This window comes from Mycobacterium riyadhense (assembly GCF_963853645.1).
GTDB classification, from domain to species: domain Bacteria; phylum Actinomycetota; class Actinomycetes; order Mycobacteriales; family Mycobacteriaceae; genus Mycobacterium; species Mycobacterium riyadhense.
Genome location: NZ_OY970456.1, coordinates 588,238 through 601,717, shown reverse-complemented (window position 1 = coordinate 601,717; position 13,480 = coordinate 588,238). Strand labels below are relative to the sequence as shown.

10 protein-coding genes and 1 pseudogene are annotated in these 13,480 nt (G+C 63.6%); all 11 read right to left on the bottom strand.

What is annotated here, in order from left to right; genetic code table 11:
- Positions 1–756, bottom strand: coding sequence for a maleylpyruvate isomerase family mycothiol-dependent enzyme (locus tag AADZ78_RS02620; RefSeq protein WP_085248494.1), 756 nt, complete (start codon positions 754–756; stop codon positions 1–3).
- Positions 757–1,018: 262 nt separating this feature from the next.
- Positions 1,019–1,289, bottom strand: a pseudogene (locus tag AADZ78_RS02615) (hypothetical protein).
- A 191-nt stretch (positions 1,290–1,480) separates the two neighbouring features.
- Positions 1,481–2,311: a hypothetical protein gene (locus AADZ78_RS02610; RefSeq protein WP_085248426.1), complete on the bottom strand. Its 831-nt coding sequence runs from the start codon at positions 2,309–2,311 to the stop codon at positions 1,481–1,483.
- A gap of 203 nt (positions 2,312–2,514) precedes the next feature.
- Positions 2,515–3,654, bottom strand: a complete 1,140-nt coding sequence (locus tag AADZ78_RS02605; RefSeq protein WP_085248428.1) for a uroporphyrinogen-III synthase — start codon at positions 3,652–3,654, stop codon at positions 2,515–2,517.
- Positions 3,626–3,994, bottom strand: a complete 369-nt coding sequence (nirD, locus tag AADZ78_RS02600; RefSeq protein WP_085248430.1) for a nitrite reductase small subunit NirD — start codon at positions 3,992–3,994, stop codon at positions 3,626–3,628. The genes AADZ78_RS02605 and nirD overlap by 29 nt, the downstream gene beginning before the upstream one ends.
- Positions 3,995–4,010: 16 nt before the next feature.
- Positions 4,011–5,453 (bottom strand): nitrate/nitrite transporter, encoded by a 1,443-nt coding sequence (locus AADZ78_RS02595; RefSeq protein ID WP_085248432.1) that lies wholly within the window; start codon positions 5,451–5,453, stop codon positions 4,011–4,013.
- A gap of 106 nt (positions 5,454–5,559) precedes the next feature.
- Positions 5,560–6,303: a respiratory nitrate reductase subunit gamma gene (narI, locus tag AADZ78_RS02590; protein ID WP_085248434.1), complete on the bottom strand. Its 744-nt coding sequence runs from the start codon at positions 6,301–6,303 to the stop codon at positions 5,560–5,562.
- Entirely contained in the window at positions 6,300–6,971 is a 672-nt protein-coding gene (gene narJ / locus AADZ78_RS02585; RefSeq protein WP_085248436.1) for a nitrate reductase molybdenum cofactor assembly chaperone, read from the bottom strand. Before narJ ends, narI begins: the two co-directional genes overlap by 4 nt.
- Positions 6,968–8,569: a nitrate reductase subunit beta gene (narH, locus tag AADZ78_RS02580; protein WP_239655274.1), complete on the bottom strand. Its 1,602-nt coding sequence runs from the start codon at positions 8,567–8,569 to the stop codon at positions 6,968–6,970. Before narH ends, narJ begins: the two co-directional genes overlap by 4 nt.
- Position 8,570: 1 nt before the next feature.
- Complete coding sequence (locus AADZ78_RS02575; protein WP_085248438.1) at positions 8,571–12,242, bottom strand: nitrate reductase subunit alpha; 3,672 nt, start codon at positions 12,240–12,242, stop codon at positions 8,571–8,573.
- A gap of 428 nt (positions 12,243–12,670) precedes the next feature.
- On the bottom strand, positions 12,671–13,474 hold the full coding sequence (locus AADZ78_RS02570; protein WP_085248440.1) for a nucleoside phosphorylase: 804 nt from the start codon (positions 13,472–13,474) through the stop codon (positions 12,671–12,673).
- Positions 13,475–13,480 lie beyond the last annotated feature (6 nt).

Sequence of the window (13,480 nt, the reverse complement as noted above, 5' to 3'; positions counted from 1 at the left end):
TTAAAGAGGCGTGCGATCCAGCCATTTTTGCCACACGGTGTCGGCACCGAACATCTCGACACCGGTGTCGGCGACCGAGACCCGGCGCACCATGGCTAGCAACAGCTCGGTGGCCCCGCCACGCAGCGCTACCGAGCCCTTGCCGTGTTCATGTGACCAGATGATCCCGTTGTCGGCGACCCGAACCGTCCATTCGCCGGCCTCACCCAGCCCGGGATCGGTGGCGTGTATATGCATGGTTTCGCTGCCATCGAGCGGCAGCGCCGCGCCGTCGCCTCCGGCTTGAATCGCAACGCGCTCAAGCCATTCGGTGATTCCATCGGCCGCCACGTCGGCAGCGAGCGAGAATTCGCCGCCCAGCGCGATCGCGACATCAGCCCGGTGTACCGCGGTCTCGTGCAACCGGCGTCGAATCCACCAATTCGCCGGACGATTCCCCAGAAACGTCCACACCGGTGCTTCCCCGCCTGCCTGCTCGACGGCTTCGACCAGAAGCCGGGCGCCCCCCAGCAACCAGGAGATCGTCCCGTCGCGCCCCCGTGGTGGCTTGCCATCCACGACGCTGCGGGGATCCAGGAAGTGGTCGAGGTTGTCGCGAACGATCTGTGCCGCCCAGCGATCGCCACGACCGACGTGGCGGATCAGTTGGTCGAGGCTCCAGCCCGGGCAGGTCGACACCGGCGTGGACTCGTCGGCGTTGCCGATCAGTTCTGCAAAAGCGTGGTTCTGCTCGAGGAAGGCCGACGCGTAGTCCACGTCGGTCACGCTACTCGCCTCCACAGCGGCTTTCTCGTTGCAGTGTCGGCCGGGCCTGCCTGATGAAATCGTGAATATTCCACCATAGCCCTGCTGCGATGCTCCCGGTTGCTTTGCGATCGAGCGTGCAAGCGAAGACATACAGCCCGGCTGTGTCCGTGGCCGAACAACACCACGTCTTCGCACATAACGACTAAGCCTTCTCAGGCTACAGATTTGCGATATGACAGCGCCGTAGCCGCAGTTACTAAAGTTGTCAAAGCTACCGATATATCGGCCAGGCCGCCAAGTATGCGTTAACCCGCGCGTTCAATCGCCAATCCATACTCACTGGGAGCCCAGTCCGGCCCGAACGTCTTTACCAACGCATCGGAAAGTACATCCACAACGGCGTCGCTCTGGTCATTGGTCGGTTTCTGTAAGCCGCGAAGCTCCACCAAAAGAGCAGGATTGCGATGCGTCAATTCTTTCACGATAACAGCGCGAGGTTCGGATGGAATAGCGTCGAGAACATTACTCATGGGTTTCTCCATCCATTGCGACTGTTCGCCCAGGCAGTAACCACCTGGCCGTCCCTATTTAAGACCACGGTTGCGTCTTTGCCTACATATACGTAAGCCCCACGGCCAAGCTCGTCCAACTTGAAACTCGGCGGTCCGATCGGATTCGCAACAGCATCCTGCAATGCTCTGTCGTTGACTCCATGACCGTCGCGGCCGTTAACTTACTCCGCTCCATGACCGGTAAATCCGGAGATTCGCGTAGGCGGCGGAAATGGCGGTGTGTCCGTTGTCTCAGGTGGTCCATGCGCAGGTGAGGGCGCAGGCTCTACCTGCACGCCCAATGACCGCAGTCTGGCTTCGAGCGCAGCCTTTCTCTCATTGAGCGCACCGGAATCAGCAACGCAAGCGTCAAATGCTGCCCTCTCTTGCAGCAACACGAAAGGGCGGCGTAGGCATCGGTCGCTATACCGAGCCATGTCGTGCTTAAGGTCCTCGTACGCTGCCAGCGCCTGCTCTGCTGACATCCTTGCTGGGTCCAGCGGTAGTTCGGGCGGCGCTGGTTCCCGTCTCCACGTGTGGTTGTCGACGGCGTGGATCGCACCCTTGCGGTTTTCCATGATGGCGTTATCAGACGTGGTAACGCCGCTGCTGCGCGGGACGGATTGGCCGAATTCGGAGACGGGTTGGCGCCAATGTGCTGGAGTCATGCCCGCGATCTGCACAGCGCCGGTGTTCAGTTGTGCTGCGATGCGCTGGTTTTCGGCGTGCAATAGCGCCGCGTGGTGGGCAATGTAATTGCGGTGGCCCATCGCAGCGGCCTGGCGAGCCGCTCGCTCGTCCGCCGATCCCCGCGCGTAGTTGTCGGTGACCGACAGATCCTCTCCCACACTGAAATCGTCGGCCTCAGCCTCAGCGATGGCCGCCAACGTTGCCTCTCGGGCTCCCAGCAGAGTGTCGCCGCCGCGCGCGGCGACCTCGGCGATGGTGTATACGTGCGTGACTGCCGGTACGATCGCCAGCCGGTCGGCGTACGCGGCGTTGAAGTACGACACCGCCGGTCTGCCCCATCCATTCGGCGCCGTTGGGGCTGTTGACCTGATCGACGTAGACATCGGCGGCCTGTTGCAGCCGCTCTGCCTGGCCACGTTGAGCTCTGCGTTCAGCAACGGGTGTGTACGGAATCGCGGCGCGCGCGGATCCGGTTTGCTCAGGGCCGAAGCTAACGCCTCATGCCATCAGCGGCACGACTGCACCGCTAAGCCGGGTCGATAGCCATCCGGTAGCCACGTTTGACGACGGTCTGCACGGCGTGCGGCGCCCTGAGCGCCGATCGCAGCCTGGTCATCGCGGTATCGACCGCGTGCGTGTCTCCCCCGCCCCCGGGTAACAGCGCGAGTAGTTCGTCGCGCGATACCACCCGGCCGGGGTTGTCCATCAGTCGCCGCAGCAGAGCCATCGCAGCCGGGGGCATGGCCCGGATGGCGCCGTCGACCGCCACCGTTGCGCTGCGCACGCTGATGTCGTGCCCTCCCGCCGTGCACTGGCGGGCGCGGCGCGGGACCTCGTCAGTAATCAGCCGGGCCAGCGCACCCAGCCGGTAGCGGTCGGGGTGGACCGCCGGGACTCCGAGGCGGCGCAGCGGCGCGGACGTGACCGGACCCACGCAGATCGCCGCAACCCGATCGGTCAGCGCGGCAATCAATTCGGTCACACAGCCAAGCGCCTTGGCGCGCTGCAACATTGACGCAACCGCCGGGGCGCTGGTGAAGCTCACCGCGTCGACGCGGCCTTGGACAGTCATCGCGATCAGCTGATCCATCGGCCGGCTGTCCGCGGGCGCCTCCCAGCGATACACCGGCACCTTGATCACTTGTGCGCCAGCCAAGCTCAGCGGATCGCAAATGTCGGCGTTCGGCTCCCATTCCGAGGCCGCACCATGCAGCTGCACCGCGATCCGTAGGCCGGCCGGTCCGTCGGCCAGCAGCCGATCCAGTACCTCCTGCGACGCCTCCGATTCCGGACTCCACTCTTCGCATAGCCCCGCCTGGCGAATGGCACCACATGCTTTGGGTCCCCGAGCCAGGATGCGCGCCAACGCGAGCGATGCGACGAGTTCGTCGGCGACATCCCAGCCATGCGCGGCCTCGATCCAACCGCGGAAGCCGATGCCAGTGGTCACGATCACCACATCGGGCGCGTTCTCGACGAGTAGTGTTGTGACGCGCCGTAATTCGATGTCGTCGATGAGCGGCACGATGCGGATGGCCGGGGCGTGCACGACGGTAGCGCCACGGCGCTCCAACAGAGTGATCAGTTCTTCGGACCGGCGTGCCGCCGTCACACCGATGGTGAAGCCTGCCAGCGGTTCACTTGCGGGCGACTTCAACGATTCCATCGGTCACCCGCACGTCGTAGACCGTCAGCGAGCACGACTCGTCATCGAGGCAGCGTCCATCACGAACAGAGAAGACCTGTTTCAGCAATGGCGAGGCGACGGTGGGTTCACCGTTGCGGTCGCCGGTGATTCCTCGCGACATCACTGCCGCCCCGCAAAACGGATCGATATTGCTGACCGCGGCCAACGTCTGGTCAGAGAGCAAGAAGAGCGCCACCTGTTCGGCGTCGGGTAGCAGTACGCACACCCCACGTCCCGGCAGCAACGAATCGAGCCGGCATGCCCTCGTCCAGACGCGGGCATCGGCGTCGACGCGTTGGCGTTCAACGAGTACCGTCATCGGCTATCTCCTCCCGTCACGCGGGTGCGACTGCCTGTGCGACCGTTGCGGTTGCCGGGGCGGGTGCCCTACTGGGCGTGCGTACGTAAGCGAACCAAGTGATGACCGCGCACAATACGTAGAACCCCAGGAAGACCCAAAACGCCATCGTGGCCGACTTCGCCGGCGACAGATACGACGCCCGCAGCACCACGTTGATGCCAACGCCGCCGAGCGCGCCGATGGCCCCGGCGATGCCGATCAGCGCGCCGGACATCCGACGCGACCAGTCGGCCTTCTCGGCCTGACTAAGACCGTCCATGCTCTGCGCCTTGGCGTCGAAGATCGACGGGATCATCTTGTAAACCGACCCATTTCCGATACCTGTCAAGATGAATAGCGCGACAAACCCGACCACGTAGGCGACCAGAATCCCGCCCGATGGGCCGCCATGCCGGTCGTCGCCGATACCACCACAGACGACAAGCCAGCCGGCCGCGGCGATCATCGCCGCGAACGTGTACAGCGTGACCCTGCTGCCACCCATCCGGTCGGACAGCGAACCGCCCACCGGCCGCGCGAGCGAGCCCAGCAGTGGTCCGATAAACGCGATCTGCGCGGCGTGCAGCGCCGCCTGGGCCGTCATCGCCGAGGTCACCTGTCCGCCATGACTGAGATTGGCTAAGAAGCTAATTTGCAGCACCTGGCCGAACGCGAACGAAAAGCCGATGAACGACCCGAACGTGCCGATATACAGCAATGCGATCAGCCACGAGTCCCGGTATCCCATCACGTCGATCATCGAGCGGCCATTGGTGCGCTGGTTGGTCAGATTGTCCATGAACAGCGCGGCGCCAACCGCGGCGATCGACAGGAGTACCAGATACACCGCGCAGACCAAGTGCGGGGAACGGTTTCCGGCCGTAGCGATCACAAGTAGCCCGATGATCTGGATCGTCGCAACACCGATGTTTCCCCCACCGGCGTTGAGGCCCAACGCCCATCCCTTGAGTCGCTGCGGATAGAAAGCGTTGATGTTGGTCATCGACGACGCGAAGTTGCCGCCGCCAAATCCGGCGATCGCCGCCACGACCATGAATGTCGTGTAGGAGGCGCCGGGGTGTGCCATGAAATACAACGTCAACACGGTTGGGATCACCAGCACCAGCGCGGAGAACACGGTCCAGTTCCGCCCGCCGAACGTCGCGGTCGCGAACGTGTAAGGCAGCCGCAGGACCGATCCGACCAGCGTCGGCATCGCAACGAGGAAGAACTTTCCGGCCACGTCGATGTGGTAGACGTTCTGCGGCATGAACAGAACCATCACCGACCAGATCGACCAGACTGAGAACCCGACGTGCTCGGCGAAGATGGACCAGATCAGGTTGCGGCGCGCGATCTGTGCGCCGCCGTTGTTCCAGGCGTGGACATCTTCGGCGTCCCAGTCATCGATGGTGTGTTGGCGCGTCTGTAACGGCATGCGATCACCGTACGAAAGTGTTGTTGCGGCAACGCTGCCCGCGATGACCTGCTTGCTACAAGTTGCTCACATATCCGTGATTGCGGGCGGTGAGGTATCCGCAGTGTTACACCCAGCGGCTGCGCGCAGGTGGAGCTTCGGGCGCGACCCAGGCTTTTGCATAGCGGTTGCTGGATGCTTTCTTCGGGTCACGGCTGCGGTAGACGACGTCTGGGCGCACCAGGTATCCGAGCGGCGCACTGAACATATGCACCAGCCGTGTATAGGGCCAAATGCCGAGCAGTACAAGCACGATCAGCGCGTGCACCTGAAACGTCCAGGGTGCTTCGGCCATCAGATCTACCGCCGGGTGCAGCGAAAACAGGCTGCGGAACCACGGCGATACCGTCTCGCGATAGTTGTAGGTGGCGAACACATTGGTCAGCGTGTTGAGCATCCCGGTCGCCAGCGCGCCCGCCAGCAGCAGGTACATCAGCTTGTCGCTACGGCTCGTCGCCTTACGCACCGCAGGAACCGTAATGCGCCGGTACAACAGGATTCCCAGGCCCGCCACGACTGCGAAACCCGCTAGCGAGCCCATTGTTACCGCCATCAGATGATACGCCCACTCGGGAATGCCGACCGCTGATGTCCACGATTCGGGGATCATCAGGCCAACCACATGGCCGCCAAACACGCCGAGCAGGCCAAAGTGGAACAGCGGACTGCCGAGCCGCAGCAGCCGGCGCTCGTAGATCTGCGAAGAGCGTGTGGTCCATCCGAACTGATCGGTGCGGTAGCGCCAGATATGGCCCAACACAAACGATGTGAACGCGACGTACGGTGCGGTCATCCAGAGCAGGGTAGTCATCGGCGGCCTTCTGCCATGAGCGGATCCATCGCGAATGGCTCCAGTCCGACGTCCTCGTCCGGGGGACCTTGCGCCGCCAGCTCGGCGATCCGACGGCGGTCGGCGGTGCTGATCGGTGGCAGGGTCGCCAGGATTGCGGTCAGCAGGCCGGCGTAGGTAGAACCGCTGTCCAGCAGGGACAGTCGCAACAACTCGAGAACCGGGATGTGCTCGGCGAGCAGCCGTTCCCCTTGCACGGGATCGACCGTTGCGGCGAACTCGAGCACAAGCGGCAGGTAGTCGGGAAGTTCGCCGTCGCCGAGGTGCATCCCCGCCTGCCGGTAGGCGTGCTTGAAGCGCAGCAGCGCCATGCCACGCTTGCGGGTATCTCCGTAGGCGTAGTAGGTCAAGTGCAGGCTGGCACGCCGGCGCATATCGAATGTCTCGACGTAGCGCGCAGCCAGTTGCATCGGCTCACCCGACATGAGCTCACGCAGGAAATCAAGCAGCGGTGTGCCCACGGATGCAGGCAGTTCCATTGCCGCGGTGGTGAGTTGATCGATCATCGCGAGCATCTGCATGCTGGGGTAGTCCAGGAGCAGCGCGGCGATGCGCCATACCAGCCGCGCATCACGTTCTGAGAGCGCGACGCTTCGTTCCAGCCGTCGCTGCAACATCGGCATCTTCATTTGGTCGGCACCAACCCATCGGTGCTCTTCCCGTCCCAATTGAGCAGGTTGACCGTTCGGGGCTTGGTGCCGTTGCCATTGCCGTTGCCGTTGCCATTGGTGAGATGGAACTTGTCGGCCATCGCGTCGAATGCCGTCATCCCAGGCCCACCGTCACCGTCGAGGCTGCAGCCGGTGGCCAATGCGTCGAGGCGGTGCGCGTCTGACCCTGCGCCGCTGGGGATCACGTAACGGTCGGCATACTTGGCGATCGCCAGCAGCCGGTACATCGATTCGATCTCGTCGCCAGTCAGCCGTACCGATGTCGGTATCGTGTCGTCGAATTCCTCGCCCAGGTTCGCGGCCCGCATGTACGAACGCATCGCCGCAAGCCGTTGCAGCGCAAGACGTACCGGTCCGACGTCGCCCGCGGTGAACAGCTCGGCCAGATATTCGATGGGGACGCGCAGGGCGTCGATGGCGCCGAACAAGTTGTTCTTGTTCTCGCCGTCGTAGCCGGTGTTGGCCAGGATGTCGACGACCGGGGACAGCGGTGGGATGTACCAGACCATTGGCATGGTGCGGTACTCCGGGTGCAGCGGAAGCGCCAGCTGATAGTCGACGATGAGGCGGTATACCGGCGAATTCTGCGCCGCCTCAATCCATTCGCTCGAGATGCCCGCACGCTCCGCCTCGGCGACCACCCGCGGGTCGTGCGGGTTGAGGAACACGCCAAGCTGCGCCGGATACAGGTTCTTCTCGTCCTGCACCGATGCCGCGGCCGCAACCGCATCGGCGTCGTAGAGCAGCACCCCGATATAGCGCAACCGGCCGACGCAGGTTTCCGAGCACACCGTCGGAATGCCCACCTCCACGCGCGGGTAGCAGAACGTGCACTTCTCGGCCTTGCCGGTCTTGTGGTTGAAGTAGATCTTCTTGTACGGACACCCGGTGACACATTGTCGCCAACCGCGGCACCGGTCCTGGTCGACCAGCACGATGCCGTCCTCGCTGCGCTTGTAGATCGCGCCGGACGGGCAGGACGCGGCGCACGCGGGGTTCAGGCAATGTTCGCAAATGCGGGGCAGGTAGAACATGAACGTCTGCTCGAACTCAAGCTTCACCTTGTCAGAGACCTTGGCCAGCAGCGGATCCCGGCCAATTTGCTCGGGGCCGCCGCCAAGGTCGTCATCCCAGTTTGCGCCCCAGGTCACCTTGGTGTCCTGGCCGGTGATCAGCGACTTGGGACGAGCCACCGGCGTCGTGTCCATCGCCGGCGCTGACAGCAGGTTCTCGTAGTCATAGGTCCACGGGTCGTAGTAATCCGACACCGTAGGTAAGTCCGGGTTGGCAAAGATATTGAGCAGCCTGCGCAGCTTGGATCCCGACTTGAGCGTCAACTTCCCGCGCTTGTTGAGCGTCCACCCGCCCTTCCACTTTTCCTGGTCTTGGTACCCCCGCGGATATCCTTGTCCAGGACGGGTTTCCACGTTATTGAACCAGGCGTATTCCATGCCGCCACGGTTGGTCCAGGCTTGCTTGCAGGTGACGCTGCAGGTGTGGCAACCAATGCATTTGTCGAGGTTCATCACCATCGCGAGCTGAGCCATGACTTTCATGTCAGTACTCCACTTCTTGCGAACGCCGCCTGATCGTGGTGACTTCGTCGCGCTGGTTTCCGGTGGGGCCGTGGTAATTCAGGGCGAAGGACTGCTGGGCGTAGCCCCCGATCAGGTGTGACGGCTTGATCATGATCCGGGTCAGCGCGTTATGGATGCCGCCGCGCTTGCCGGTCTTCTCGGTACGGGGCACGTCCACCGCTTTGTCCTGCGCGTGATACATGAAGACCAAGCCTTCGGGCATCCGGTGGCTGACGATCGCACGCGCATTCACTACACCGTTGCGGTTCGTGCATTCGATCCAGTCGTTGTCCTTCACGCCGATCTTCGCCGCATCAACGTCTGACATCCAAATCGCCTGCCCGCCACGGGAAAGCGTGAGCATGTACAAATTGTCCTGGTATGCGGAGTGGATGGACCACTTGGAATGTGGGGTCAGGTAGCGCACCGTGATGCCGCCGTCGCCGGCCTTGTTGCCCACAACGGGCTCGTCGAACAGCGCCGTCATGTCCAGCGGTGGACGGAAGATCGGCAACTGCTCCCCGAGTTCGGCCATCCAGTCGTGGTCGAGGTAGAAGTGCTGCCGGCCCGTCAGCGTGTGCCACGGCTTCAGCCGTTCGGTGTTGATGGTGAACGGCGAGTAGCGACGGCCACCGGTCTCCGAGCCCGACCACTCCGGCGACGTGTTCACCGGCACCGGCCGAGACTGGGTGTCGGCGAACGTGATTCGTCTTCCCTCGTTCTCCCTCGCGAGGTCGGCGAGCTCCGTTCCGGTGCGACGTTGCAGCGCCTCGAACCCCTCGACCGCGAGGCGCCCATTCGTCGTACCGGAAAGAGCGAGAATCGCCTCGGCGGCGTGCGTGTCCTTGGCCAGGGAAGGCCGCCCGACGGCCCTGCCGCTGACCACTGCGCCGTTGACGCCCCGCAGGTACTCGACCTCGGCGTCGGGATGCGTCGTCACGCCCTTGGTGGTGAGGCCGACGGTTTCCACCATCGGACCCAGCGCCGCCATCTTTTCACCGACCGCCGGATAGTCGCGTTCAACGACGACCAGCCGTGGCATCGTCTTGCCCGGAATCGGTTCGCACTCACCGGCTTTCCAGTCCAGCACCCGTCCGCCGGGCTGCGCCGTAGCGTCGGCGCTGTCATGCTGCAGCGGCACCGCGACGATGTCGTTGCGCTTCCCCAGGTGCTTGTCGGCGAGCCAGGAGAACCCGCGCGCGATCCGGTGGAACGCCTCGAAGTCGGTCTTAGTCTCCCAGGGCGGTGAGATCGCCGGCGAGAACGCGTGGACGAACGGGTGCATGTCGGTGCTGGACAGGTCGTGCTTCTCATACCAGGTGGCGGCGGGCAGCACGATGTCGGAAAACAATGTGGTGCTGGTGTTTCGGAAGTCCAGCGACAACAACAGGTCCAGCTTTCCGACGGGGGCATCGTCGCGCCAGCGGACCTCCTGCGGACGCACCGCATCCTCGTCGCGAGCGGCGACGTTGGAATCGGTACCCAGCAGATGCTTGAGGAAATATTCGTTGCCCTTGGCCGACGAGCCCAATAGGTTCGACCGCCAGACGGTCAGGCAGCGCGGGAAGTTCTCTGGCGCATCCGGATCCTCGCAGGCAAACGACAGATGCCCGGACTTCAACCCATCCACGACGTGCGCCGACGCATCCTTGCCCAGGCGCGCCGCCTCGTCGGCCAGATCCAGCGGATTGCGGTTGAACGTAGGATAACTCGGCATCCAGCCCAACCGGCTCGCCAGCGCGATATTGTCGGCCGCCGTTCGGCCGGCAAACCGGCCTTCCGCCAGCGGGGAAGCCATCGCCTCCGACGTGAACCGGTCGTAGCGCCACTGGTCGGTCGACAGGTACCAGAACACCGTGCCCTGCATCTGCCGCGGCGGGCGCTGCCAATCCAACGCGAAAGCCAGCGTCGACCACCCCGTGACCGGTCGGCACTTCTCCTGACCGACGTAGTGCGCCCAGCCGCCGCCGTTGACACCCTGGCACCCGGTGAGCATCACCAGCGTGAGAAACGACCGGTAGATCTGGTCGGAGTGAAACCAGTGGTTGGTTCCCGCGCCCATCAAAATCATTGACCGGCCGCGCGAACGTTCGGCATTGTCGGCGAATTCCCGCGCGATGCGTGCCACGGCCTGGGCCGGCACGCCGGTGATCGGCTCTTGCCAGGCCGGGGTGTACGGCTGCGTCGCGTCGTCGTAGCCCGTCGGCCACTCACCGGCCAGGCCGTCCCGGTGCACGCCGTACTGCGCCAGCAACAGATCGAAAACGGTTGTGACCCGTTGGCCAGCAATGGTTCTCGTCGGCACGCCGCGCGTCAGGACGCCGGGCCGATCACCGTCGAACCGCGGCAGTTTCACCGCCATCACGTCGCTGCCGGTGCCGTGCAACGTGAGCATCGGATCCACGCCGTGCAGGTCGAGGTTCCAGTGGCCCTCGCCGGATGCCGTAAATCGGTGTCCCAGCGAACCGTTCGGCACGACCGGGTTGCCCTGCGCGTCGAGCAGCACCGTCTTGGAGGAGGCGCCCTCGCCGGTGTCGCCGAGATCGGCTGCGGTGAGGAATTTTCCAGGCAGCCAGTCGTCACCGCGCTGCGTGAGCGTCACCAGGAACGGCAGGTCCGTGTACTTCTTCACGTAGTCGGTGAAGTACGGGGTGGTCCGGTCGACGAAGAACTCCTTGAGGATGACGTGCCCCATCGACATCGCCAGCGCGGCGTCGGTGCCAGGGCGCGCCGGCAGCCACTCATCGGCAAACTTCGTATTGTCCGCGTAATCGGGTGAGACGACGACCACCTTTTGGCCGCGATAGCGTGCCTCGGTCATGTAGTGCGCGTCGGGCGTCCGGGTGACCGGAACGTTGGAGCCCCACATGATCAGGTATCCGGCGTCGAACCAGTCCGCGGACTCGGGCACGTCGGTCTGGTCACCGAACACCTGCGGCGAGGCCACCGGAAGGTCGGCGTACCAGTCGTAGAACGACAGCATTGACCCACCAAGCAGCGAAATGAACCGGGCCCCAACGGCATGACTGACCATCGACATCGCCGGGATCGGCGAGAAGCCGGCCACCCGATCGGGGCCGTACCGCTTGATGGTGTGCACGTGCGCCGCCGCCGCGATCTCGGCGGCCTCCCACCACTCGGCACGAACGAACCCGCCCTTGCCGCGGGCGGCCTTGTAGCGGCGGGACTTCACCGGATCATCGACGATGTCCGCCCAAGCCAGCACGGGGTCGTTGAGTCGCTGTTTGGCCTCGCGGTAGTACTCCAGCAGAACACCGCGAACGTACGGATAGCGCACTCGCGCAGGCGAATACGTATACCAGGAGAACGAGGCGCCGCGCGGGCAGCCGCGTGGCTCGTACTCCGGCTTGTCGGCGCCAACCGACGGGTAGTCGGTCTGCTGGGACTCCCAAGTGATGACGCCGTCTTTGACGTAAATCTTCCACGAGCACGATCCGGTGCAGTTGACGCCGTGAGTCGAGCGGACCACCTTGTCGTGCGCCCACCGGTCACGGTAAAAGTCGTCCGCTGAGCGGCCACCGATCTTGTGCAGCGCCCGGTAATCCGGAGAGATCTCACCGCGATGAAAATATTTGCCGAATCGGAGCAAGGCGTCGGCGGCGGTCTGCTGATTCTGCGTCAGATCGACCACGGCACCTCCTCTCGATCAACGACTATCGCGGTCGTTTACCGAGGGTAAGGCACGTTTTCGGCTCGTCAAAAGTTCGCACGAGGACGCTCGGGCGCATGTGCGATTGCCTTAACACCGCGGTCATATTGCGGTGTGAGAAATGCGTCACAATATCGCCGTCACGCCGAAAATGCGCTGCTAGGGGAAGTGATCGCCGGAACGACGCGGCGATGGACCGCGCGAGCGTCACAATGCCGAATTAAATATTTTCCTTTCCGTTAACACATGTTTTTGGGGTCTGAGCGGCACTCCCTGGGACAGCCACCGGGACACCCGAAGCCACCCGGCGGCGCGATGGCGAGAAAGCGGTGGAGTCGCGAACCCCAGGCCACCGCAGTCCTTAACGAAATCATGCTTTCGACAACGGGATTGGTAGAAACCGTCACCGGCTAGGACGAGCCTATGACGGCCGCGGCAATAGCGGCGGCAACCACGAGCGATTCGTGGACCCCGTTGTCGATGCCCTTTTCGAAGTCGTCGCCGTCGATGGCCATCGTGTTGGTGATATGCGCCAGGCAGACCACGTCTCGACCTGCCGTGGAGGCATAGGCGTAGAGTGCCGCAGCTTCCATTTCGACACATGCGATCCCGCGTCGCTGAGCTTCCTTGATTGCCAGTGCGGTTTCTCGGTAGGGCGCATCTGTCGTCCAGGAGCTGCCTGCGATTACCCGGATGCCATTGTCGTCGAAGGCATTTCGCAGCCTTTCCTGTAGTCCCGGAGCCAGATAACTCCATTCACCGGGCGCAACATAATGCGCGCTGGTTCCTTCGTCGCGCAGGGCCCGTTCGATGAGCAGGAAATGCGGTGGTGTCTCGCTGCCACCAATGCGTCCCGCGGACGTGATACTGACAACCAACGCCGCGTTAGAGGCGGCGAGTTGCTCAGCTACCAGCACCGCAAACGGCGCACCGACGGCCATTCCGACAACTCCGAGTTCGTGCCCATCGACATGGGTGACCCACATATCGGTGTGGTAGCACGCCCAGCCCGAGTGACGGTATCCGGTCCCGGTTCGCGCCAGGTGGCGGACGATGTCGCCGTCGGGATCCAGAACACACACCGCCGGAACGGGCTCCGCCGGGAGCGACTTTTGGCGACGAGCCTCACGCAGCAGATTTTCGGGGCGAAACACCGAAGGCGCGTCAAAGTCCTTTGGTGCGATCAGTGGATAACTGCCTTGGTCGGCGATCATTTGCTC